At 48.7% G+C, this 24640-nt stretch carries 23 protein-coding genes; 8 read left to right on the forward strand and 15 right to left on the reverse strand.

Annotation, left to right across the window (positions count from 1 at the left end; genetic code table 11):
* Window positions 1-99 precede the first annotated feature (99 nt).
* From O3276_RS09150 to O3276_RS09160, 3 genes are all read right to left on the reverse strand, one after another.
* A complete protein-coding gene (locus O3276_RS09150) occupies window positions 100-1056 on the reverse strand; it encodes a TDT family transporter (protein ID WP_269675354.1) in 957 nt (318 codons plus the stop codon).
* A 206-nt stretch (window positions 1057-1262) separates the two neighbouring features.
* Window positions 1263-1814 carry a hypothetical protein gene (locus O3276_RS09155; protein ID WP_269675355.1) on the reverse strand — a complete coding sequence of 184 codons (552 nt, stop codon included), beginning with the start codon at window positions 1812-1814 and terminating at the stop codon, window positions 1263-1265.
* Window positions 1815-1821: 7 nt separating this feature from the next.
* Window positions 1822-2967, reverse strand: a complete 1146-nt coding sequence (locus O3276_RS09160) for a hypothetical protein (protein ID WP_269675356.1) — start codon at window positions 2965-2967, stop codon at window positions 1822-1824.
* A gap of 135 nt (window positions 2968-3102) precedes the next feature.
* Here O3276_RS09160 and O3276_RS09165 point away from each other — a divergent pair, with 135 nt between their 5' ends.
* A complete protein-coding gene (locus O3276_RS09165; RefSeq protein WP_269675357.1) occupies window positions 3103-4053 on the forward strand; it encodes a hypothetical protein in 951 nt (316 codons plus the stop codon).
* Between the two features lie 130 nt (window positions 4054-4183).
* Here the strand turns inward: O3276_RS09165 and O3276_RS09170 are convergent, their stop codons facing one another.
* The 3 genes from O3276_RS09170 to O3276_RS09180 form a co-directional block, all read right to left on the reverse strand.
* A complete protein-coding gene (locus O3276_RS09170) occupies window positions 4184-5434 on the reverse strand; it encodes an ammonium transporter AmtB (protein WP_269675358.1) in 1251 nt (416 codons plus the stop codon).
* Between the two features lie 140 nt (window positions 5435-5574).
* Window positions 5575-5913, reverse strand: a complete 339-nt coding sequence (gene glnK / locus O3276_RS09175; RefSeq protein ID WP_101744935.1) for a P-II family nitrogen regulator — start codon at window positions 5911-5913, stop codon at window positions 5575-5577.
* A 516-nt stretch (window positions 5914-6429) separates the two neighbouring features.
* On the reverse strand, window positions 6430-6597 hold the full coding sequence (locus tag O3276_RS09180) for a hypothetical protein (protein ID WP_269675359.1): 168 nt from the start codon (window positions 6595-6597) through the stop codon (window positions 6430-6432).
* A gap of 98 nt (window positions 6598-6695) precedes the next feature.
* On the opposite strand from O3276_RS09180, the gene O3276_RS09185 reads away from it, so the two are divergent.
* The 5 genes from O3276_RS09185 (at window position 6696) to O3276_RS09205 (ending at window position 10803) form a co-directional block, all read left to right on the forward strand.
* Window positions 6696-7151, forward strand: coding sequence for a nuclear transport factor 2 family protein (locus tag O3276_RS09185; RefSeq protein WP_269675360.1), 456 nt, complete (start codon window positions 6696-6698; stop codon window positions 7149-7151).
* A gap of 122 nt (window positions 7152-7273) precedes the next feature.
* Complete coding sequence (locus tag O3276_RS09190) at window positions 7274-8170, forward strand: MBL fold metallo-hydrolase (protein ID WP_269675361.1); 897 nt, start codon at window positions 7274-7276, stop codon at window positions 8168-8170.
* Window positions 8171-8242: 72 nt separating this feature from the next.
* Window positions 8243-8539 (forward strand): accessory factor UbiK family protein, encoded by a 297-nt coding sequence (locus O3276_RS09195; protein WP_269675362.1) that lies wholly within the window; start codon window positions 8243-8245, stop codon window positions 8537-8539.
* A 124-nt stretch (window positions 8540-8663) separates the two neighbouring features.
* On the forward strand, window positions 8664-9650 hold the full coding sequence (locus O3276_RS09200; RefSeq protein ID WP_269675363.1) for a hypothetical protein: 987 nt from the start codon (window positions 8664-8666) through the stop codon (window positions 9648-9650).
* Between the two features lie 205 nt (window positions 9651-9855).
* The gene (locus O3276_RS09205; protein WP_269675364.1) at window positions 9856-10803 is read left to right on the forward strand and encodes a hypothetical protein; all 948 of its coding nucleotides are present in this window, start codon (window positions 9856-9858) and stop codon (window positions 10801-10803) included.
* 103 nt (window positions 10804-10906) lie between these two features.
* Here O3276_RS09205 and O3276_RS09210 read toward each other — a convergent pair whose 3' ends face one another.
* Entirely contained in the window at window positions 10907-11617 is a 711-nt protein-coding gene (locus O3276_RS09210) for a hypothetical protein (protein WP_269675365.1), read from the reverse strand.
* A 210-nt stretch (window positions 11618-11827) separates the two neighbouring features.
* Window positions 11828-14767 (reverse strand): hypothetical protein, encoded by a 2940-nt coding sequence (locus tag O3276_RS09215; protein WP_269675366.1) that lies wholly within the window; start codon window positions 14765-14767, stop codon window positions 11828-11830.
* 267 nt (window positions 14768-15034) lie between these two features.
* On the opposite strand from O3276_RS09215, the gene O3276_RS09220 reads away from it, so the two are divergent.
* On the forward strand, window positions 15035-16552 hold the full coding sequence (locus tag O3276_RS09220; protein ID WP_269675367.1) for a YifB family Mg chelatase-like AAA ATPase: 1518 nt from the start codon (window positions 15035-15037) through the stop codon (window positions 16550-16552).
* 37 nt (window positions 16553-16589) lie between these two features.
* Here O3276_RS09220 and O3276_RS09225 read toward each other — a convergent pair whose 3' ends face one another.
* The 5 genes from O3276_RS09225 to O3276_RS09245 all read right to left on the reverse strand — a co-directional run bounded on the left by O3276_RS09225 (window position 16590) and on the right by O3276_RS09245 (window position 21147).
* Window positions 16590-17114, reverse strand: a complete 525-nt coding sequence (locus O3276_RS09225) for a hypothetical protein (RefSeq protein ID WP_269675368.1) — start codon at window positions 17112-17114, stop codon at window positions 16590-16592.
* A gap of 269 nt (window positions 17115-17383) precedes the next feature.
* On the reverse strand, window positions 17384-18652 hold the full coding sequence (locus O3276_RS09230; RefSeq protein ID WP_269675369.1) for a PTS transporter subunit EIIC: 1269 nt from the start codon (window positions 18650-18652) through the stop codon (window positions 17384-17386).
* A 769-nt stretch (window positions 18653-19421) separates the two neighbouring features.
* Entirely contained in the window at window positions 19422-20081 is a 660-nt protein-coding gene (locus O3276_RS09235) for a YiaD family glycine zipper/OmpA-like lipoprotein (RefSeq protein WP_269675370.1), read from the reverse strand.
* Window positions 20082-20100: 19 nt separating this feature from the next.
* Complete coding sequence (locus O3276_RS09240) at window positions 20101-20742, reverse strand: MBL fold metallo-hydrolase (protein WP_269675371.1); 642 nt, start codon at window positions 20740-20742, stop codon at window positions 20101-20103.
* A gap of 138 nt (window positions 20743-20880) precedes the next feature.
* Complete coding sequence (locus O3276_RS09245; protein ID WP_269675372.1) at window positions 20881-21147, reverse strand: hypothetical protein; 267 nt, start codon at window positions 21145-21147, stop codon at window positions 20881-20883.
* 389 nt (window positions 21148-21536) lie between these two features.
* Between O3276_RS09245 and O3276_RS09250 the strand changes: the two genes are divergently transcribed.
* Window positions 21537-22763: a dicarboxylate/amino acid:cation symporter gene (locus O3276_RS09250; protein ID WP_269675373.1), complete on the forward strand. Its 1227-nt coding sequence runs from the start codon at window positions 21537-21539 to the stop codon at window positions 22761-22763.
* A 15-nt stretch (window positions 22764-22778) separates the two neighbouring features.
* Here the strand turns inward: O3276_RS09250 and ribH are convergent, their stop codons facing one another.
* Window positions 22779-23264, reverse strand: a complete 486-nt coding sequence (gene ribH, locus O3276_RS09255; protein WP_269675374.1) for a 6,7-dimethyl-8-ribityllumazine synthase — start codon at window positions 23262-23264, stop codon at window positions 22779-22781.
* An 81-nt stretch (window positions 23265-23345) separates the two neighbouring features.
* Window positions 23346-24635, reverse strand: coding sequence for an adenosylmethionine--8-amino-7-oxononanoate transaminase (gene bioA / locus O3276_RS09260; protein ID WP_269675375.1), 1290 nt, complete (start codon window positions 24633-24635; stop codon window positions 23346-23348).
* Window positions 24636-24640: the final 5 nt, after the last annotated feature.

Genomic DNA, 24640 nt, shown 5'->3' on the forward strand with positions numbered 1-24640 from the left:
AATGCCGAAATGAAGAGGGATCATAAGCTCGGCATTTCAGGCCATGGGTACAATTTACCCGTGGCCATATTGACCGGTCAGTCCATATCTCGACATACATCAGGGATGGCGAGGTGAGAAGTAATACCAGAGATAGCGGAGGGCAACATAAAGTACGATTACCGTCGCCACCAAAAGTTCAAAACCGGCCAGATTGTTAATAACATCACAAACTTTTTGATAGCCCTGTTGATGAAGTATATCTGCCAGCTTAAACAACGCTGTAGCCCCAATTACCATCGGAAATGTGAAAGCAGCATATCCTGGCGAAAACGGCAGGCGCAGTAAGCGTACAAACGCAACATAGACCAGACTCGTCATAAAAATAGCCAATGGCAGCAGGACCGCAACCAGTAAGTAATTCGGCTGGTCAGTTATGGACAGGTAGCCCGCCAGAGAAAGGCTCGCCGGTGCCGCCATAATGGCAAATGTGGGCAGTGCAGCATCAGGAATCTTCTCTCTGAAAATCAAACGATACAACATCACTGGCAGCTTTATGAAGTAGCAGCATAGTCCAAAAACAAACAACGTAAAGACAAGTTCCTCATGCCCCATACCCTTGCTGGTCACTGCCGCGACAATAATGCCAACGGGTGGCACAAACCAGCTTGGAACCATTTGGTGCAAATGGAAATCAATGAACCTGTGAGCCGTAAAACTGATGAACAAAAGCAGATGAGCAACCAAAGCCAGCAGCCAGAGCCCTCTGGCAAAAGCAGGCGTTGCCATCAACAAAGATTGCGCAATGACCATACTGGCCATGGCACAGGTTGGCATCACGCTGCTTACCACAGGATGAGCCAGATCCTCCCGAAACAAACCGGGATTGCTGACAAATTTCAGAATAATGGCCAAAACCAGCAGGCTGGCCACCAGCGCCGAGGACAACTTGAACCACCCGGCGAAGTCCGGCAACACCAGAGCCCAGACAGCTCCCAGACTGGCAATACCCAAAGCCAGACCTCCCAGCGGAGTCGGCACATTCCTGAAACGGACACTCAAAGCCATTTTACGCATTGGCAAGCCATCCTTCTGACTAACAACGACCACTTGCACTTAAGCAGTTAACCAAATGGAAATAGTTGGAATAAAGATATAACTCAACAGCAAATAAGAAAAATCAAACTTTTGGATAGTAAGATTAAGTTTTATTGATAGCGAAACCGAATCCATCCAGGATTACCGAAAATCCCCGACGACCCGGCGCTATGAGAAAAGCCTGCCTATAGCGCTTCTATAGGCCCGCCGTATTCAATCACCAGTGTAAACTCATCGCGCAACCACTGCGGTACATTATTCTGCAGGTAGAATTCCACGTCGGTGAGCAACTGCTGCCTCACCTCCTGGCTGCAATCGTGATTAACCATAAGTTTCAACTGAAGTTGGCCCCTGGTGTTACCCTTCGCTGCAACACCGCACACGTGTTCATTCCTATAAGTCAGAACTCCAACAGATTTCGTTATTACATTCTTCATCTTCATTATCAAGGCCCTTTCTGAATCTACGGATGAAGTACCCGCTGCGTCAGTGTTGGCAACGCCTCGAAAAGCTCCGTTGATTTCATTACGGATAGGGCCCTGTACTAATTCCACATTTCTGTCTGTTATCGATTCAATGCCATTTGTAGAAATCGTTTGTTCTGGCGGATCCAGGCCAGGTGTCGGACGCACAGCGCCAAGTGCAGCAAGGGCGGGAGATAACGAATGATCACCCGCACCCGAAGGGGTAGCATAACCTGTGGATTGCGTTAGAGTTACAGCAGTGACATTTTGCATAATCATTTTATCTACGTGAACGTGATGTCAGGAATCGAGGAAATTCGATATCGGAACACAAACCATTCAAAATCCTGGAATCAAACATTAGCTGCTTAACGCTTGAGGGCCAGTTGTAAAACTGGATAAATGACGCAGGCCCCATCAGAGTGTAATCCGTTAATTGAACCTCAAAGAACGCCCCATTCTTCTTCCTTAACTTTTCAATCCCATCCCTGAGAACCTTGGGATTATCTTCATATCCTTCATGCACATCACAAAACAAACCACTCTCAACAGTGGTGCAGAGCATCTCCCCTCCCCGTCGGATAAATTCCGTGAGCACAGGGCCTAAATACCCTTGGGGATATCCTGAAACCAATAAACAACTACTGCAATCATCAGGCAGGCACTTGTTAATATCTTTTGGGAACTCAGCTTGTTCAACAGGTAAAAATCTGGTTAGCGGTTCACGGTCATAGCATTTCACGCTGACTCCTCTCATCGAATCAAAACATTTTTCTAGAAATGCTTGCCCCGAGCCAATGCTGAGAACGTTTTTTGGAAAAGCGTCTTGATAAGCGCTTTCACATAAAGAGAGCATGACCCCCAGAAATCTTACAGGATCTAAGCGGCCGCAACCGGGAACCGCTATAAAAGGAAATATTATATTTGAACGTTCGATATTATTCATAACAAGTTCACATAAAGCCTTTTTTGACTTACTTTTTGGTTCTTGCGAATCATCATCAGACTGAGGTTCACAATGCAGGTAATACAAAGCTAACATTGTCACCGCAGCCTTATGAAACTCTGGGTTACGAAGGCAATATGCTATTGTTGGATTGTTTGCAATAAAAGTGGAAACCAGTGTGTCTGCTGATTCCCCGGAGGGAAGCTCAGGGGCTGAGTTATCAGGCTTTCCCGGGGATTTGTGTGTACTTCCACTACAGACTGAAACGGCACTGGCTTTATGCGTGTCAACATTCGCCTTTTGGGAAGTTTCCGGCAGAACCGGAACTGTAGCTTGATACCTTAAACTTACTGTTGCATCAGCGGAAGCAGATTGAACATCGTGATTCCCCAATACAGCATTTTGTGTCATTGATTCTTCATAAGACGGTGATTGATCAGCTCCAGTAACAGGAGAAGAGGAGGGAGAAATCATAAGCATAACCTTACATTTCTTAAACTCGGACCAGTGCAGACCACAAAAATCCAGATAGGTTCCTGCTTAATTTCAGATTTTAAATAAAGCTGTGGTTTTTCAAGTTTTCAGCATGTCCGGGCGTAAGTAGTTAACCAAAGATTGAAATATCCAAATCCTGTTCTACCTTTACAACTCCAGTCCAACAAAAATCAGCCTGCACAACAAAACATGAAACTTTCTAATGCTCTAAAAGCATTGATCCTCAATACACTTGTCTTTGTTTTGACCGGCTGCACTCACGGCGAGAGGTTTAAAAAAGTGATTCCCCACCTTCAAGTCAGGCTGCAATCCGGCTTTGAACTCCAACATGGAGCTTATAAGCCAGTCTCCGGTTCAGATGACGATACAATCAAGTCAGAGATATTAAAGCGCTTTCAAGAGCTTTCAAAAGTCAAAGTAATTGAACTTTCAGATTTTGACAAAATATTACGCCCCATTGGCGTAGGCATGCAAACCATTATCGAACAGACACTCTTAAAGCTAATTGAAGAAAGAACCGTCACCAGGGTGATGGTGTTATTTCATACGAAAGCCCCTGCAACCCCGCTGGTTTCTCCCGAGAATACAGCACCCCCTGAAGCCATGTCCATACATATGCAAGGTGACAGTGCACGGGCGAAAACCATTAGCGACAGAACTGTCACCGTCAGAAACCTGGCCAAATCAGACCCTGAAAAAGTGACCCTCTACATAGCCTACCCTGAGAGCGGTATGCAGATCAGAGACACCAAACAGCAGGCAATTTATCAGAAAGAAATGGCCAACGAACAGAACAAATGCCTGAAAGATCTCCCATTGTCACATCAAAGTATGCCCGATAATTTAGTAGGAGCTTCTTACATCATGACCGGCACTGATGCAGACGAGGACAGCCAACCGCTCTATTTTGGTCTCAGAGCAGTCCAGGCTATAGATGGTGGTAAAAAGAATATGACCTGGACATTCTGGCTGGGAGAACTCAACGACGCGGAGATTCAGCCGCACTATCAAGAGGTGAAAACCTATTTGCAAAGTGGTGTTCCAACGGATCTGGATCTGAAACTGCCATAGCCCAAAGGTATATAGCCCAAAGGTATATAAAAAAGACCCCGGCGAGACAATACAAAGTGTATTGATGCCGGGGCCATTCTTTGTCAACGTTTTTGTCAACGTTGATGTTTGATGTCAGCTTTTACATTTCTCAAGACTTGCTGGTGAACTCCGGATACGCTTCCATACCACACTCAGTAAGGTCAGCACCCTCGTACTCTTCTTCTTCGGAGATACGCAGACCCATGATTACCTTGATCACACCCCAGACAACCAGAGAAGCACCGAACACCCAGGCGAAGATGCTGCCAATACCCAACAGCTGAGCACCCAGGGAAGCGTCGCTGTTGGTCAGAGGTACCGCCAGCAGACCCCAGATACCCACAACACCGTGAACAGAGATAGCACCCACCGGATCATCAATACGCAGTTTGTCCAGCGCCAAAATAGAGAAGACCACCAGGGCACCACCAACAGCACCGATCAGCGTTGCGCCCAGGGCGGTTGGCGTCAGCGGCTCTGCGGTAATGGCAACCAGGCCAGCCAGGGCACCGTTCAGAGCCATAGTCAGGTCAGCCTTACCAAACAACAGTCTGGCAACGATCAGGGCAGCAATAACACCACCGGCGGCACCGGCATTGGTGTTGACAAAAATCTGGGCAACAGCGTTGGCATTTTCCACATCGGCAATCTTCAGCTGAGAGCCGCCGTTGAAACCGAACCAGCCCAGCCAGAGGATAAAGGTACCCAGAGTAGCCAGTGGCAGGTTAGCGCCAGGCATGGCATTAACGGAACCGTTCGATGCGTACTTGCCTTTACGGGCACCCAGCAGCAGCACACCCGCCAGGGCAGCAGAAGCACCCGCCATGTGCACCACGCCGGAACCGGCAAAATCCTGGAAGCCAGCTTCGTTCAGGAAGCCACCGCCCCATTTCCAGAAACCCTGTACCGGATAGATGAAGCCCGTCATAAAGACCGCAAACAGCAGGAAGGCCCACAGTTTCATGCGCTCAGCAACGGCACCGGAAACGATGGACATGGCAGTAGCTACGAAGACCACCTGAAAGAAGAAGTCAGAACGCAGAGAGTAGTAAGGTGCATCTTCACCACCACCAAGTACCGACTCGACGCTGTTCTCAGTGCCCAGCAGCGTGCCGAACAGAGGCATGATGCCGCCTTCGTTAGCCCCCGGATACATGATCTGATAACCACAGAGCAGGTACATGGTGCAGGCAATGGCAAACAGGGCAATGTTCTTGGTCAGAATTTCAACGGTGTTCTTGGAGCGCACCAGACCGGCTTCCAGCATGGCAAAGCCAGCGGCCATCCACATGACCAGTGCACCACACATCAGGAAATAAAAAGTGTCGAGCGCATACGACAGCTGAGTTATATCTTCCACGGGACCCCTCCCAGTAAAATTCACATCTTTTTTATCTTTCTTTTCAGCTAAGGGCTGTATTTAGCTCAAAGCTGTGTATCACTGATACTGCTCGGCGATGTCATCAGTGGCTGCTGATGAGTCATGCCTTTGGCTGGCACTTAAATAGCGTCAATGCCAGTCTCTCCGGTACGGATCCGAATAGCCTGCTCCAGAGAGGTCACGAATATTTTTCCGTCACCGATTTTGCCGGTATTGGCGGCATTGGAAACTGCTTCGATCACCTGATCCAGCAGATCATCCGAGATAGCCACTTCAATCTTTACCTTTGGCAGAAAGTCCACAACATACTCTGCACCGCGATACAGTTCGGTATGGCCTTTCTGGCGACCAAAGCCCTTGACCTCCGTCACAGTAATACCCTGAACGCCGATATCAGAAAGCGCTTCCCGCACGTCATCAAGCTTGAATGGCTTGATAATGGCTGATACTAACTTCATGCATTATTCTCCTGGCTCTACTTAATATTCATCCGGGAGGGGTGACCTGGATGCGATAGCTTCCAAAGTCTACGCTTTTCCCTTTGTGTTACAACCGTCTGTTTTATTTCCCGGCCTGTAAAAAGGAAAAACCAACCCTGCCAGTCTTGATTTCAGGCATCCCGCCCGGCACTGGTTAAATGGTTACTCCTGTCTAAGCAGGCTCTGTGCCAGTTTTTATCTATCCCCATAAATGGGCATGGTTGAAGGTTTCATGGACTCAAATGAGCGGCGAAATCGGATACGCACCCATTTGATGCACTAAAACCTAATCCCCCACCCCAAAAAGCGCACCAAAGCAGTGCATTCATCAAAAAATCCTGCAACTACCCAGACTTGATGCCTCATCACAGAGCAGCTGAGTCGATGATGTAATATCAGTACAGAAAAGCGCGAATACCTACAGTGCCATACTGGTCATGGCCGCCCTCAGTAGGTCCTCAGTAGCTGTAGTTGCGAGGCCTGGCCATATTATCACTAAAGAAACTCTCCAACCAATACCTTACTATTGTCGTTTAATATATCGACAACAGCTGATCGCCCCTGAGAAAAACCACTGCCGCCGCCGGTGATCGTCACATTTTTCATGGCATTTCCTCCCCCGCTTTTTTGGTTATTTTTATGGGGTGAGCCGATCTCTCCCAAAACGTCTGTTCAGCGCGGGGCGACAATAGAGCGCCTTTACCTCACCGGCGGCATGTGATAAATCCTACTGGCAAATAATAAGGCAGGGAAAAATACCGATGGCAAATGATATACGCAATGTATTGCACACCTTTAACGATGCGTTTTCCAATCAGCGCCTGGATGAGGTCATGGACTATTTTGCCGATGAGTGTGAATTTCGGGAGATGAATGGCCACACTGCCCGTGGCAAACAGCAAGTCCGCAAAGCCATTAACTTTGCCTTCAGCGGCGTGTACGGCAAACTGACCTTTATTGAAAAAAGCATGCTGATTGATGAGCAAAAGAAAACCGCCAGTTTTGCCTGGTATTGCCAGCACGATATGCTACCAGTAGAAGGCATGTCGTTTACCAAAAAATTAATTGCCGCATTGATCAAACTTCGTTTTGGCCAATCGTTTCACTGGGAAGGCATGGACTATTTTGTATTTGACGACGATTTAAACATTGTCAGCAAACAGAGTTATGGCCGTGCGGCGATACCTAAATTTGTCCGAGGTGTTGCTCCGCGCTAAATTGATTAACAAAATAAGATAGGGTAGCTGCGGTGAATCGCTCAAAAAAACATCATCTGCCGAATGGCGGATTTCGCAATAACGATGCTATGCAAATGCATCATCGCTCGTTATGGAACATCTTGAAATGGAAAATCATCGAGGCACTGCCGAAGAAAGTTTCTATTCCGGTGGTAGACGATGATTATTCGGTCTTTGAGCATTCCGATAAATCCCTGACCAGCTGGATTGGTCATGCGACCTTTTTAATTCGCCACCAGGGGATGAATATCATTACCGACCCACACTTTTCTGAACGGGCATCTCCTGTACAGTGGGCTGGCCCCAGGCGCTACTCTCCACCAGCGATCGATATTGCTGCCTTACCCCACGTGGATGTGGTGGTAATTTCTCACGACCATTACGACCATCTTGATCGAAACTCAGTATTAGCCATCCAGAAAAAACAAAAAGACAATCCACCCCTGTTTATGCTGCCCCTGGGCTTAGGCCAATGGTTCAGCAAACATGGTATAGCTAACTGGGTCGAGCTGGATTGGTGGGAATCCCATACCCATCGCGGCTGGACATACACGGCAGTACCTTGTCAGCACTTCAGTGGCCGTTCAATATTTCCGGATCGAACGCTCTGGTGTGGCTGGGTATTTGAAGCGGCGACTGAAGCAGCTGAACCGGGTAAACGCTTTTATTTTGCCGGGGATACTGGCTACAGTTCAGATTTTAAAGCCATTGGTGAGCACTTCGGCTACATGGATATGGCCATGGTGCCGATTGGTGCCTACGAGCCACGCTGGTTTATGAAAGAGATCCATGTCAATCCGGAAGAAGCCGTGCATATCCACAACGATGTTGGCTCACGCCTGTCGCTGGCAATGCACTGGGGCAGCTTTATGCTAACCAATGAGCCGATGTTGCAACCACCGGAAGATCTGCAGCTCGCCAAACAGCAGCATGGCGTTGCCGATAACGACTTTATTGTGATCAAACCCGGAAAGATTACGGCTTTATTTGAGCAATAATAAGTTCCGGATCGTTACCTTGCTGTTATTGCGGTATCCTTCTCTTTTCTGACCATCAGCCAAGCGATAACCATGATCGATAAAGCCGCCCTGATTAATACCATCGCCGCCAAAGCCGGTGAACTCTTTAACGGTGACAAAAGCCAGACCCGGGAAGATATCGAAAAAAATATCAAGGCACTGGTGGGCAGTGCCCTGTCAAAACTGGAGCTGGTCACCCGTGATGAGTTTGATACCCAGGTTGCTGTTCTGAAGCACACCCGTGAGCGCCTTGAAGCGCTGGAAAAGAGATGGAAGCATTTAAAGCAGATCAAGAAGTGCCGGAAGACAGTTGCAATAAAAAGCAACGATAACCAGCAAAGCCGGTAGCAATCCATTGCTCTCAAACTACAAAGCCGAGGCCGGGTGGCTTTGTCGATATTTAATCCCGGGTTGTTGCGATTGTTGCTATGTTTCCTGAACAGGCTGAGTAACCTTGGGGGGGGTTAACATTATGCAACCTGCAGCAGGGTTAAAGACCAGTCCCGATGTCGATACAGCAGGCAATGAAATCCAGCCTGAAGCCGTCCGTGATATGGCTCGCTTTGATCACCGCTGGGTTCGCCTCCCCCAGGAAGTGTTCGCCAAAATCGCCAGCTATTTATCAATCAGCGATATCCATAATTTTGGGCAAGCATGGCCGACAACGGGCAATCGTCTGCGGTCATGCGGCCTGACAGAGGTCCATTACTTCCTCTCCCTGACCAGGCAAAGGCAATCTTCGTGCCGGGCAATCATTCAGTCCAGTCAGCAACTCCTTGAACACCTCAGGACGTTGTCCATATTTTCTGTTCGACACTTCCCTGTGCAACTGGGCCCGGCTTTTTACTCATTTTATGCCAACCATTTGCGCCAGCAGATTCTTGATGGGACTGCACTGACTCTTATACCCAGTGGCAGCACAAATTTTAATCCCTATTCGCATAAACTATTGGGTAATCATATTCCCATCCTCATCAACAGGAAGGCGGATAATTACAGTGAAATTCTGGCTCTGGATGATGGTCACTTGGTCAGGAAAGCTGAAATCAAACACGATAATTTTGCCTGGTTTGGTCATCAGCATGCCGACCATATTTTATTTGTCCCGCAATCGGTAACCGGTACGTGGTCGGAACTTTATCGCTACTACTACTGGAGCGGCGAAGAGCATTTACTGTCTGTTTATGAATGCAGGAATGGTGAGTGGGTTGAGCAACAGAAACTGACGACGGGTGACGTTTTTCCTAAACATAATGACAAGCATATGAGTAAGATATACCTGTCACCGGATTCTAGGTCACTGGTCTGTTTTAACTTGGGGTACACGGGTGCTATTCTCGGTTGTGGAGCTGATGGCCAGTGGGTCAATAGAGGCAGCATTGATACACCTCATAATCGTAATTTGCTGTTCAGTCCCGACAGCAAACATCTTGTGGGCTATGTTGTGCTTAAAGGTTGAAGATAATATGGTACCAATTAGCTGTTGGTTCTGGTCATTAAAAACAACACTATTAGGCTGTTAAGAGTCTAAAATGCTCATTTTCATGCCCTTCTTGCACTCCAGTAAGCTATTTAATTCATACGATTATCCCAATAAATCGCTTTCAACCCTTAAGCACAACATAGCCCATCTTGTGCTTTATGATGAAGCATACTTTACGATAATGAGCCAGGCAGACGATGAATCCTGGTCACAAACGGGTAATATTACGGTTGAAGATCATGCTGAAGACCTGAAACTCATATCCAGCGCGGAGGAAATGATCCTGTGTGAGTTTCCTCTGAAAGTGTTATTCAGCCCGGACAACCGCCATTTTGTCATATATTTTGACGATCATTATGATGACGATGCTATTGAACGAGATTATTTCTTTGCCGTCATTGTGGCCCTTGATCCACAAGGGCAGTGGCGTGAAAAAAAGAGAATTATTAAAACCTGCAAGCAACCATTTGATGGGTACTATCTTAAACCCAATTTCAGCCCCGATGGTCGGCTTCTGATCTTCAACTCTGAATATAGTTTGGATATCTGGGAATTAAATACTGACGACCAATGGCTGCCCGCTGTTCAGGAGAAGGACCAATACGGCGGTGGTACGATTCATTTTTCTGCGGACCCCTGTGAATTCATCAGACAATGTGAGTGGGCGAGGGTAACAATCTGGCGCAAGGCGGCGTCCGGAATATGGGGCCAGGCAGAGACATTCCCGGCTGAGTCCGTGACAAAAATCAGTCCCAACGGTGAAACCATTGTGTTTAACGATCATGCGGGCCATACGGATATCTATCAGCGTAAACCTGTTGGTGAACTTTGCGCTGAACCCGCCGGTGAGTGGGTCAGGCAACGCATCGAATTTTCCGTCGAACAAGTAGGTTTCAATCAAGAAGGCTACCTGCTGGCTTTGGTTCCTGAAACGGATTCGCAAAGCCTGATTCTGTTCGGGTTGACGGCAGACGGGAGTTGGCTGGAAAGGAGCCGTTTGCAAACAGAAGACAGGATTCGGAAATTTTGCTTCAGCCCGTGCAGCCGCACCATTCAGGTCACCAGTTTTCTGGTCACCGGTTTGGTTGTTTCCTCCTGGCAGATCATGCCCGATACAGACTCACGGTAGGCTGACCAGGAATTAAGTAGCTGGCCATATGGAATCACATATTTCTGGCTACTTAACTGACCTACTGCGGTTGATTTGAAGTTCCCCTGGATCTCTTTCTCACTTAATCCTTAATGATGTTATCACCTACAAAATCGATCGTTTTTCTGCTCTCTTCCATTATTTTATTTTGTGCATCTTGCAGCATTTTTTTAAGTTCCTGAGGTTTTGTGTTTTCTGATTCAATCTGCTGCTTTGTTTCACTGATTGTTTTTTCAAGTGGTGCTATTTTGTTATCGATATGATCGAAAATATTATCTACTTTTTCACGCAACGAGCTACTATCAAACTGATCGCTTTTATTCGTCAGTTCATCAGCCAGATTATCAAGAAGGTTTTCGTATTTCATATCTTCCTGATTAATAGGTCTGCCTGCCTCTGCAAACAGTTCTTCTACCATATTATTTCTTTCAGTCACTCTTTCGCCAAGCATTGTTTCCAATTCATCAAGAGACTGATTTAACGTATGAATCAGTTCGTAGTTTTTTCCAGCGTCAGGATCGAGTTCAAACTTATTCAGTGCATCCTGAATGGTTTGCATCTCGATCTTATTGCCTTTAAGGAGACTACTCACCTGATCCATAGAAAGAGCGGTAATACTCTCAAAACCCCGTATTGACTTATTATCAGCCCCCTCTCCTGTTGCCTCCGGAAGCTGATTGAGAACATCGGCCTTCGTGACCGGGATCCCTTTAAAGCTCCCCTTAACATCAGCAACAGGAGCCTCAGTCGTTAAATTATTAACAGCTGCTGCATTAGAATTATTAACATTCATCGACATCTGCTCTCTCCGTGAACGATTAATGAATAACTCTTCAGAGTTTAGATCATTGAATAACCACAACATTAGCGAGACTTGCAGTCCTGACAAAATGAGCTTATGCAATCAGTTAGTAATGTGCTACCACGATAAACCACCGACTAATGACAGAGTTTTGACAAGAATATGTTCTTAATGCTCAGCTCAACAAGGGCATAAACCGCTTCAATGGCAACCACCGAGCTCAGCAGCCAGCACCGCAGCGACCTGATAAAGACCCCGAATCAGCAGTGTCAACCCAAACTGACCATGATTATTTCCCAGGTTATCCTGGCCATTACTGGTGAAATCCTCTGGGTATTGGTATCGGTGATAACTAATTTTCTGATCTGGGTAGACTTCCGCTGGATAACACCTGTTTTCATTAATACTGCGGGCAAAACAATCAGAATTCAGATTCTGCCGGGCAGTCCATAATGTGGTTTCTGCCGTGGTTTTTTCCAGCCATTGCTGAAAGATTTCCGGTGATTCAAAATACTCTGCGGTTTTCACCGACCTGCCGATCAGGCCGGATAAAAAGGCCCCGATGGTCTGATCAATAAAAGCACCGAGTTTTGCCCGGCCTTTGGCATCCTTATAGTGATAATCGGAGTCATCCCGATGCATTCTGGCGTAATGGAGCACCGCTGCCACCATATTTTCACAAAAAGCGTTCATGAATGCCGCACGCTGATCAAAGCCTGGTGGCATAAAAGCAGTAGTATCAGCGGCATCAAAATAGCTGGTGATTCCGGGGTAAAATTCCATATCGCCAATGTCCCTTAAACCGGAATAACCCCAATCCGATTCATCAGTGGCCTTGCTGTCCCAGGCCGTTAATGCTCCTGGAAATGCCCGGGCATGGTTAAACATATAACAGAGAAACAGCTCTCGGCGGTTATCTTGAAACGAATGGTACGCCCGGATCGTGGAAGTGTGCACAGCGCCCAGGCTGCTCCACACCCCCAAGTCATAACTGGCGTTAATCAAGCCCTGCTCTGCGCGGGTGCTGTTACCGTCAGGGTCTTTCTGATGAGCCAGTGTGCTGTAATCCTGATTGCGTGTAGTGAATTGATACATCAGATAAAAACACCGGCTGTCCACCACCACCGTTTCCAGCCTTGACCGAAAGCTGGCAAAAATGTCTTCAGGCATCAGTTCAACCGGTACCAGCTTCAACCCGACAGGCCTCGGTACTTCACTTTTCAGCGATCCCCCAAGCCGACGGTGGTTCCAGACAAAACGGTGGACGGCCTCTTCCCGGAAAAAATCTTTCAATGGCTCCCCGCAGCGCAGAAATTTCATGCGGGATATCTTCGTACGGGTGTTCATCATTAATGCCCGCCCCCCATAAACAGTACAATTCCCGGATAACGGCTCCGCCCATACTGGCAACTGCGCCTGGTGCAGTCTCTGTTTCTGCTGACAACAGTGCTGCTCAATGGTTTTCTGCAGCGCATGCCCCATGGCAAGGTTGCGCAGGGTAAACGGAGCACTGCTTAATAAGGCTTTCTGCAAAAATATACTGCTGGAAAACTTGAGTTCATCAAAAGGTCGCGGTTCCAGTGGTTCCAGCAAAATGTATCGATGCATTATCGGCTTGCCCCGCTGTTGGCAGAACAATGGCATAGAGGTATCGCCTCTGGCTACCATTGCCTGGCGAATGTCCTTTGGGAGATATTGAGGGGCAACGGCCAGCAATAAATCATAAGGTAGCTGGTGGCGAAGGGGTTCAGGCACATGCTTTATGGTTTTTAAATTTGGCGCGGCAGCCTCAAGGGCCAAACAACAGACATCCATGGTTCTTAACGGAGCTGGAATTTTTTTCAGGGAGTATAAGCCACTGCAGGCCGCCAGGAACAGAAGATCGGGATGATCCTGAAATTTTTTTCCTGGCACAGAGCAGTTCAAGGGGGAGATTCTCAGTATGCGCCGGTACAAGTCCACAGTTTGAAACGACTCAGGAAAAGCCCGATCTGAATCACCTGCCCTTATTGCCCGCTCGACCCATTCAGGATGGGCACGCATCAGGGATGGGGGGCACCCGGAAATAGAGCCAGGCCATTTATCCAGGTATCGCCGACAAAAATCTTCTGTTTTTGCCGAATCAGGCAATTGCTCCAGGAACGAAGAACTCCATTGCCGGTGAAAAACCTCATTGGCCAGCTCCGGGTGCTCCAGGAATATCTGGCGAGGGATAAAATCAAACTGATTCGACAGATCAGTTTGCCTGATAGCCTTGACGCAGCGCTGATACGTACGTAATGACTGCGGAATAGCCTCCAAATCAGTAATTCCCAATTGATCAATCAGCTGATCTGCTACCGATTCTGAAATAGAGTTGCAGAGAAAGTTTAATTTCTGTACCACCATGGAACATAATTCGGGGTAAAACGTCGCACAAGGATTCACAAACTCAATTAACTTGGGATTTTTTTTGATCGCCTCCAGGCACAGGGGATAATTTTGATGCTCGGAGGGCACATACTTCAGGGTATCCGGACAAGTCGCCACCAGATCATGAAACTGAACTGACCGGACATAATCAGCGGCGATATTGACTGGCAGAGCACCGATCCGAAGGCAAAATTTATTAAACGAACGGGTTTTCAACCGGGCCGGGAGATTTTGATAAAACCACTCCAGCCCGACATTTTTTTTCAGACACTCCCGGGCAAGGGCTTCAGTGATTGCAGCCGGAGGCAAATCCTGGAGATACAATTCATAGTCTTTGACCAGGTCAGCCGTCAGCACACTCTTAAGAACCTCTACCCGGGTATGTTGAAGCACCCAGGCTCTACTCAGCCAACTGGAAAATTTTATCCTTTGGTTAAACTCTTCTTTACTGGTTATTTCCTCTGGCAGCTGTAAATAACAGGCAAGCAACTGACGTTGATGGTCAGATACAGGACGGGCAGGACCATCAATAAAAGGGTCAGCAGAAGGTTGAATAGCAACAGAGCGAGGTAGCCCGGGTTGTTTTGCCTCTGTTGAATTCAGTAACCCCGCAGTGGATGAAAATGCCTTCTGTATTACTCCCGCTCCAACTTCGGCTGAAGCGACATTGGTGAAGGCAGAAGACGTGATGAACCAGTGACTGTCACTATCATCAGATGAACTAGACACCGCTGTTTGCGTATCTTTTTTTTGTTTCTTAGCTGGTGAAGCATTACTGCAGCGGTCAACGGTATTCATAATTCGACGCTTTCAAAAGAATTATTTTTTATCTACCTGGATGCTGTAAATGTAAACTTTAATTCGATCTGACTATTACGATGCAAAGAAGTTCCTGATTATCATTGTTGAACGTTCGAATGACGCAAATTACACAGTAGCTCTCTCATAAGCTGCTATCTTTGACCTTTAACGTTGTTTAATCGGTCAATAATAACAATGCCTTCAACACTGGCGCAGGTTTACACTCGGGCAAATCAGGGCATCCGTGCACCTGCGGTTTCGGTAGAAGTCCATCTTTCTCAGGGCCTGCCCGGTTTGAATATTGTCGGCCTGCCGGAAGCGGCGGTTCGCGAGAGTAAGGACCGGGTGCGCAGTGCACTTATTAATAGTGGCTATGAATTTCCCGATGGTCGCATCACGGTGAATTTAGCCCCGGCCGACCTCCCGAAAGAAGGCGGCCGCTTTGATCTGCCCATTGCCCTGGGCATTCTGGTGGCTTCGGGACAACTGCCGGGTGAGGCTCTTGAAGATAGGGAGTTCCTTGGTGAGCTGGCGCTTTCTGGCCACCTTCGCCCTGTCCGGGCGGTGCTTCCTGCTTCATTAGCCTGCAAAGACATCAACAGGGCATTGATTCTTCCAGAGCAGAATGCCTCTGTTGCCGCCATGGTCAGCAGCGTCACGATTATTGGCACCCGCAGTCTCCCGGAGGTTTGCGCTTTCCTGCTGGAAAAGACGCGGATTGAACCGGCAAAACCCGACCACAACAGTTTTACAACAAACTATCCAGACCTGGCGGATGTCCGGGGGCAGGAGCAAGCCAAAAGAGCGTTACTGATTGCCGCTACCGGCTCGCACCACCTGCTCCTCTTTGGTCCACCCGGTACCGGGAAAACCATGCTGGCCAGTCGTCTGCCCGGATTGCTGCCACCGCTGACAGAGAGCGAAGCCCTTGATGTGGCCGCAATTCATTCACTCACATCCAGCTCCATGGACACCCTCTGGCAGCGCCCTTTTCGCACACCGCACCACTCCTCTTCATCGGTTTCGCTGGTGGGCGGTGGCAGCATACCGCAACCGGGGGAGATCTCTTTTGCCCATCACGGTGTTCTGTTTCTGGATGAAATGCCGGAGTTTGCCCGCGCGGCCCTGGAAATACTCAGAGAGCCCCTGGAAAATGGTGAGGTAGTCATCACCAGGGCCAAAGGTCAGGAGCGTTTTCCAGCCCGATTCCAGCTGGTTGGTGCCATGAACCCCTGCCCCTGTGGTTACCTGGGTGATAGTCAGCGAACCTGCCGGTGTTCACCGGACCAGATCAGACGCTACCGGAACAAATTATCCGGGCCATTACTGGATCGTATTGACCTTCAGATTGAGGTGCCATCCCAGACTATCCAAACCATGATGGAACCTGCTGTTCAGGACAACGATGAAACCGGTTCAGAACAGCTGAGAGAGCTGGTGATCAATGCCCGGAAGAGACAGCACGCCAGACAGGGAAAAATCAACTGCCAACTGTCGTCCAGGGAATTGTTTGAAGTGTGTGCGCTGGGTGAAAAGGAGAAAGAGCTGATCACCAGGGCATCCGCACAACTGCAAATTTCAACCCGAGGGCTGCATCGGATTTTACGAGTGGCCAGAACCATTGCTGACCTTGCTGGCAGTGCCTCGGTGCTAAGCCCACACCTGGGCGAAGCCCTGCAATATCGACAGTTGGATCGTCAGTCACTGGAATAGTTTTTCACCAATCATTCTCTGATGAAATTACTGAATCTTATAAACGGTAAACCTCTTCCCAATTTAAGGTATTGCCCACAGGATCATGGCCAATACTGTTAATGTAATGCTGTGCCAAGATTCGATGACTGTATGTTTGCTTATTACAGAAAACAAGATCACCTAACTCTTCAAAAGTAATACAGCACTCTTTAGATATCCCTTCCCGGGATATCTCAGCCGGTAGTTTGGGTAGCTCATTGAACGGAACAACATTTGATTCAAGAATCCTTACATACTCCGGCTTACTCTCCTCCGCAGAAGCCTGTTGGCCGACATCGGCCCTTTCCAGGAACATATTCGCCACCACGCCCTCAATAACGGCATCGGTCATCTGCTGGCGGTCGTCAGTATCAGGGTTACCGGACATGCACCCTGAGACAAGTTGAGCTATGTGCCGGTTTTGTAGCTGAGGCTCATTGCGAGGATTGATACGAAGCGGTTCCCGGCCAGGAACCACCAGGTCAATTCTTTCTGGCTGACGCACACAGCACGAACAGAAAATCCTTTTTATACGCCGCATAAAACCCGAGCCTCTTTCCTCCGAACGCCCTTGAATCAGGTCCTCACGAGACCTGCCCTGTGCAGGCCAAAGGTCATAACTTGCGGCTCTTGCCTCCATGAAAATTGCTCCTCTTAATGTATAAGTAATAAATTTTATTCTTAACCGAACCATTAGACTCCAAAAACCGATAATTTATCCTTCCTGCCAATAAAAAAAACCGTGCCCACGATAAACGTGGGCACGGCTGCAAAGACAATCAGTTACTGCTCTTTTATCGAGCTTAACTATCAGGCCAGGGCCAGTTCGCCGGTTTCCGGAGCCTGACCACTTTTCATCAGCTCGTTCATCTCGGTCTTGATCTGATCAGAACGTGGACCAAAAATGGCCTGCATATTCTGGCCTACCACCAGCACAGCGGTGGCCCCCAGAGCCTTGATGGCTTCAACATCCACATTCTCAGGCCTATCCACAGTGATACGCAGACGGGTGATACAGGCGTCAATGCTCTTGATATTGCGCTGGCCACCAAAAGCGATGAACAGTTTTCTGGCCAGCTCACTGCCAACTTCAGCCGTATTTGCCGCTTCTGCTTCCTGTTCACGACCCGGTGTACGCAGGTTGAACATCTTGATGGCAAGCGTGAACACGGTGTAATACAGCGCCGCGTAAGCCAGGCCCCACACCAGAATCATGGCTGGTTTGGTACCAATGCTGAATGACAGGGCATAGTCAATCAGACCGTGGGAGAACGAGCCGCCCATTCTGATTTCGAAGAAGTTGGTGATCACAAACGCGATACCTGCCAGCAGTGCGTGAATTCCGTACAGGATTGGCGCAACAAACAGGAAGGAGAACTCGATAGGCTCAGTAATACCGGTCAGGAAAGAGGTCAGGGCCGCAGACATCATAATACCGCCCACCACTTTCTGGTTTTCGGTTTTTGCACTGCGCCACATGGCAATCGCCGCCGCTGGCAGACCAAACATTTTGAACAGGAAGCCACCCGCCAGGAAGCCTGCAGTCGGGTCACCGGCAAAGAAACGTGGAATGTCGCCATTCACCACAACGCCAGAAGCAGTGACAAACTCACCCATCTGAGACTGGAAAGGTACGTTCCAGATATGGTGCAGGCCAAATGGAATCAGCAGACGCTCGATAAAGCCATAGACAAAGCCCATGGTCACAGGATTACCTTCAACGGCGTAATTACCAAAAGCATCAATGGCATTACCGATGGGGGGCCAGATAAAGCTCAGCGCCACACCCATTACGATGGCAGCAAAAGCGGTGATAATCGGCACAAAGCGCTTGCCCGCAAAAAAGCCCAGATACTCAGGCAGCTGGATTTTATAGAAGCGGTTGAACATTATCGATGCCAGAATACCCACCAGGATGCCGCCAAACACACCGGTATCAATAGAAGCGATGCCCATGATGGATTTGGTTTCGATACCCAGCGTGTTGGCCATAACCCCCATGGTAGCGAGCAGAACCACATAGCCTACAATCGCTGCCAGAGAAGAAACACCATCGTTATCCGTCAGGCTGAGTACCACGCCGATAGCAAACAGCAGAGGCAGATTACCAAAAACAGCCCCCCCCCCCCCGCCTGAGCCATGATATGGTTCAAGATTTCAGGAAAGATTGAAAAGTTTGCACTACCAACCCCCAGCAGAATACCGGCAGCAGGCAGAATTGCCACGGGCAGCATCAGCGAGCGCCCGATTTTTTGTAGAAGGGAGAATGCTTTTTGCACCTGTTTACCTTTAGTTGCCGTTTTTTTAAAAAATATAAAACGTTGCCAAGACAGCTCTGATCATCTGAATTTGGGCGCAGAATTTTGCTGCATTTGCGCACCCCATGAACTGACTTAGATCAAAAAACGACAGATTTCTTTTATTTAAAGACACTTTTTTATTGTTCTTTTATAACAAGTTGAGCTTATTCGAGCACCATACCCAAGTTGTTACCCAATTGGCTCCCAGGACATGGTTTCAATGAGTTTGACTTGTACGATCTCCGTTCACCCTGAGCGGAGTCGAAGGGTGCTTGGCACGATCTATCAGAGTCCGGAGTTTCCGCCTTTAGGCCCCATGGGTCCTTCTACGCTTCGACAAGCTCAGCACTCAGGACGAACGGAGTGCGGAGGCACGACAACCCGTCAAACTCATTGAAACCATGTACTAGCCACAAAGGACACCGCTCACGAAGTCATCTTTTCAAAGACTTCGTGCTCTTCGCGTCCTTTGTGTTGCCAAACAAGCGCTCTGCCTTACACGACAAAACCCTGTGTAATCTCCCGGGCAGAACTCCGACTCTTTATTTTTAGCGCGGCTGGAAGGGCAGAAGGTTGATTTCTACACGACGGTTTTTGGCACGACCTTCAGCGGTTTTATTGCTGCCAATAGGGTCAGCAGAGCCACGGCCATAGGCAACAATGCGGTCACCGCTGACACCCTGAAAAGCAATATAGTTAGCAACACTGTCAGCCCGGTCCTGGGAGAGAGGTACGTTTATCTTATCCCCTCCGGTACTGTCGGTATAACCAACCACTTCGATCATGTTACGGTCGTACTCCCTGAACACTTTCGACACAGAACCCAGCACCGGATAGAAAGCCGATCTGATATCGGATTTGCTGGAGTCGAAAGTGATATTGGATGGCATAATCAGTTTCAGCTCATCACCCTGGCGGTATACCTGTACGCCGGTTCCCTCCAGTTCTGCTCTCAGTACTCTTTCCTGCCGGTCCAGATAATGGCCATAACCGGCACCTGCCGCACCACCGATGATGGCACCTTTCAGTGCACCATCACCACCATCGGCGATAGCACCAATCGCAGCACCCGCCAGAACACCACCAAGGCCATACTTGGTTGACTTGCTGGCCTGCTGTTCACCGGTGTAGGGATTGGTTGTCTGACAGCCTGCCAGCAAAGACCCCATCAACAGGGTGGCAACGGCAAATAATCTTTTCAATGACATAATGGTTTTCCTAAGCAAATCAGCCGCGAATAATACTATTTTCACGAATTTCTTCACCTATTGTGGTATCAGGACCGTGTCCGGTGACCACAATGGCTTCTTCGTCCAGCGTATAGAGCCTTTGTTTGATCGATCGTTCAATGGCTTTGTAGTCTCCGCCCCACAAGTCTGTTCGCCCAATTGACCGGCGGAACAGCGTATCCCCGGCGATCAGAAGCTTTGGCTGTTCAAACCAGAAACACATGGAGCCAGGCGTATGCCCGGGCGTGTGCATGGCCACACCTTCACAGCACGGCAGTTCTTCATCATCTTTTAACCAGTAATCAGGATCTGGAACCGGGCTATAAGGAACACCGAACATACGGCATTGCATTTCAAGGTTGTCCCAGAGGAACTTATCCCCCTCATGGAGGTAGATGGGCGCACCGGTCTGTTTTTTGATGTCGCCACTGGCCAGGAAATGATCCAGATGAGCATGGGTGTGGATAAGCGCGACAACCTGTAAATCCAGTTCCCGGAGCTTGGTCATAATAATGTCAGGATCGCCACCGGGATCTACGACAAATGCCTTACGGGTGACCGGATCACCAATAATTGTACAGTTACATTGCAGAGGCCCAACAGGGAAAGTCTGCCGGATAAAGGCTGGTTGGTTTGTCATTTGACCTTCACAGTAGTTTGCTATGTTCGGCCAGAATTCTAATATTATTTTTCTGTCGGGTCTTTCCTTATATGCAGTGGGCTACCATAGCCAGCAAAAATCACGAACGGCTTATTTAGATCACGGCACCTCTCAGCCTTAAAAGGGTTGCCTCCCGGACTTAAGTCTCATTTTCTGCATCAGAGCCACACTGGCATTGACCAGGCCAGCAGGATCGACCCGCAGAAATGCTTTCTGCCCGGGATGGGGAAAGTTCCATTCCTGAATGTACTCATCCGCATCATCTGAATCCTCTTTGGAAAAGCCCTCCGGGATCAGGGAATATTTATGATAGATCCATTCTTTTCGGGTCAGCCCGGGCCTTGGCTCAGCGATGGATAGTGAAAAGCGGATTTGTTTCAACACGTTACTACTCCTCAGTAATTCAGCAGGCGTCACTTTATGGAATCATTAGTGTTCAGCTGCACGGGCCTTTGAGGTAGGTAGTGTAGTCAAAAAAAAACTGGTCATAAGTACCAAAAGAATATTCCACCGCAAAAATAATTGAACGAAAAATTATTCATTAAATTAATAAATGAAGTCAGTCAAACTGCCCCCATAAAGCCGACCAAATAACAGTCAATTTGACCAGGAATGAAGCTATCTCTACCAATAGTGACTATGTAAATACCAAAACAAAATAATAACCCGTAAAAATCGTGTCTATTCTCAGAGTTCAATCCAGTAGACAGACCCCAAAAGCTATGCAGCCAGGTAACAAAAACACGGAAAAACAACCCATTATAAATGGCACTATGATTCTACTCATAGCCGGACTGTTCGGAGTTATCACCGGATGGCTTGACCTGAATGCACTCAATCAGGCCGGTGATGTGGTATCCGACCTGTTTATACGAATGCTGAAACTGATCAGCCTCCCCATTATCTTTTTTGCCCTGGTTTCCACTCTGTCCGGAATGGGCGAAGCGTCAGAGGTAAAACGCCTGGGTGGTCAGGTTCTGAAATACACGGTGATCACTACCCTGATTGCCGCTACTGTTGCCCTGGTCCTTTACTTATTCATTGCTCCGGCGGGAAAGGCTGGTGCATTAGCCGGAGCCACCGAGCCTTCAGGCCCCTCTGGCAGTTATTGGTCTTATCTGCTCGGCGTGATTCCTGCCAGTTTTATCGAGCCCTTTTACACTCATAATGTGATGGGTGTGCTGTTTCTGGCCCTTCTGCTCAGTGCTGCCATTATGGCTCTGGAAAAGCGGCAAAAGGCTGTTTTGCATGCCTTTTTTGACAGTATGTTTGCTGCCATCATGAAGATGACCGGCCTGATCCTGAAACTTATGCCTCTGGCGGTCTGGGCATTTGTTAACCAGTTCATCCACGACCTGCACAGTCAGAAGGTTCTCCAGGACCTTGTTCTTTATCTGCTGTGCGTGGTGCTGGCCAATATCGTACAGGCTGGCCTTATGTTGCCGCTGTTGCTGAAATTCAAAGGCATTTCTCCCTGGCAAACCATGAGAGCCATGTGGCCAGCGCTAACCGTGGCTTTTTTCGCCAAATCGTCGGCGGCGGCTCTGCCCTATGCGGTTGATTGCGCTGAAAAAAACATGGGGGTTCAGAGCAAAGTGGCCCGTTTCAGCCTCCCTTTGTGCATTACTGTCAATATGAACGCTTGTGCTGCTTTCATATTGATAACGGTGCTGTTTGTTTCACAAAGTAATGGCGTCATGTTCTCACCCCTGGAGTTACTCTCATGGATCGTCATTGCCAGTATTGCCGCCATTGGTAATGCCGGTGTGCCCATGGGGTGTTATATGTTATCCAGCGCATTTCTTGCCGCGATGGGAGTGCCACTGCAACTGCTGGTTATTATTCTGCCGTTTTATGCGTTGATTGATATGCTTGAGAGTGCCATTAACGTGTGGTCAGACTCCTGTGTAACCGCTATGGTGAACGCAGACCTGTTACCCGCTGTGGAGTTGGCAGAGGGGGAGAGCCAGGTGGACCACAATGGCAGTGATCCGACCTGAGCTCAATAAGTTTTATCAACCTTTAACCTGGTTTATCCAGTGCAACAGTTCTGAAGTCGCGTAGACTGCCTCTACGCCCTTGTTCATGTGATCATCACCGGCTCTTTTTTGCGCGTCCTCAACGCTATCTACTCCGATCACTTCATTGATCACAGGTTTTCCGAAGCGTTCTGTGACATCCATGAATCCTTCAAAGACACCATGGAGTACCATTTCATCGTGACTGGTGATCCCTTTCAGCACCACACCAAACGCCAGGATAGCATCCAGTTCAGGGTCTTTTTCAAACAGAAGTCGTGCCGCAAGCGGCAGTTCCAGTGAGCCCGGGACTTTGTGAATTGAGATATTCTCCGGCTTGACCTCCAGTGCCAGCAGCTCTTTTTGAGCCCGGTTAATCATGGCATCGACACAGTCGCTGTGCCAACTGCTGCCGATAATCGCCAGTCGTGCATGGGGAATTTTGTGAAACTGTTCCGGGGTTTTAGGAAGGCCAGCGCCCATCAGGGATACTCCTTTAAGTTAGGGTTAAATAATAGTGTGAAAATGAAAGTTAGCTGGCTACTGCTCTTGCGGCAAACCTGTTCAGCAGCTAACCCGATGAAGCACCCGACAAATAGCACTACACAGTGCTTTCAGCTCATCGCTGGCAATAACGTAGGGTGGCATCACATACACCAGCTTGCCAAAAGGCCGGACCCAAACGCCCTCTGCAACAAACAACGGCTGGATTTCAGACATCACCACCGGTTCTTGCAACTCCACGACCCCAATCCCCCCCAGCACCCGGACATCAGCAACAGCAGGCAGGTCAACACAAGGCACCAAGCCCTCCCTGAGCGTTTGTTCAATCGCCGTCAACTGACCACGCCATTCGCCTCTGGATAAAATCTCCAGGCTGGCATTACCGGCAGCACAGGCCAGTGGGTTGGCCATAAAGGTGGGGCCGTGCATAAACGGACCGTGTTCAGAAATAGTGCGGCTGACCTGCTCTGAACAGAGGGTTGCCGCCATCGTCATGTAACCACCCGTCAGAGCCTTTCCAACACACATGATATCCGGAACAACGCCAGCATGTTCACAGGCAAACAGCTTGCCGGTACGACCAAACCCTGTGGCAATTTCGTCATGAATCAGCAGAACTTCATAGTCGTCACACAGCTGGCGCAGACGCACCAGATATTCCGGGGAATAAAAATACATGCCTCCGGCTCCCTGGACAATGGGCTCAATAATCACCCCCGCCAGCTGGCTTCCCCGTTGGTCCAGCATCTGTCGCAACTCATTAATATGACTCTCTGCCAAAGCTTCACCAAAACGGCACTCAGGGCGGGAGACAAAATAGTGCTGAGGCAGAATTCCGGTAAACCAGTGATGCATGCCGCCATCCGGGTCACAAATAGACATGCCACCGGTTGTATCGCCGTAATACCCGCCCCTGACGGTCAGCATCTTGTTTTTTTCAGGTCGCTCCCGGGCAATCCAGTATTGCATGGCCATTTTGATGGCGACTTCAACAGCCACAGAGCCGGAATCGGCAAAAAACACCGTTTGCATCGGTTCCGGGGTCATGGCCACCAGTTTTTTCGCCAGGTCAATCGCCGGTTTATGGGTCAGGCCACCAAACATCACATGGGAGAAATCATCAATCTGATGCTTCAGTGCCGCATTCATTTCAGGATGGTTATAGCCATGCACCATGCACCACCAGGAAGACATGCCATCAATAACCCGACGACCATCATTCAGGTGCAAATAGACACCTTCGGCCCCAACCACCGGGAACATATCCACCCGATTAATGGTCTTACTGTAGGGGTGCCAGATATGTTCGGCATCAAACACCAGTTCTTCCGGGGTTATAACAGGGCTCAAGCCTG

It is taken from the genome of Endozoicomonas sp. GU-1 (genome assembly GCF_027366395.1).
GTDB lineage: Bacteria > Pseudomonadota > Gammaproteobacteria > Pseudomonadales > Endozoicomonadaceae > Endozoicomonas.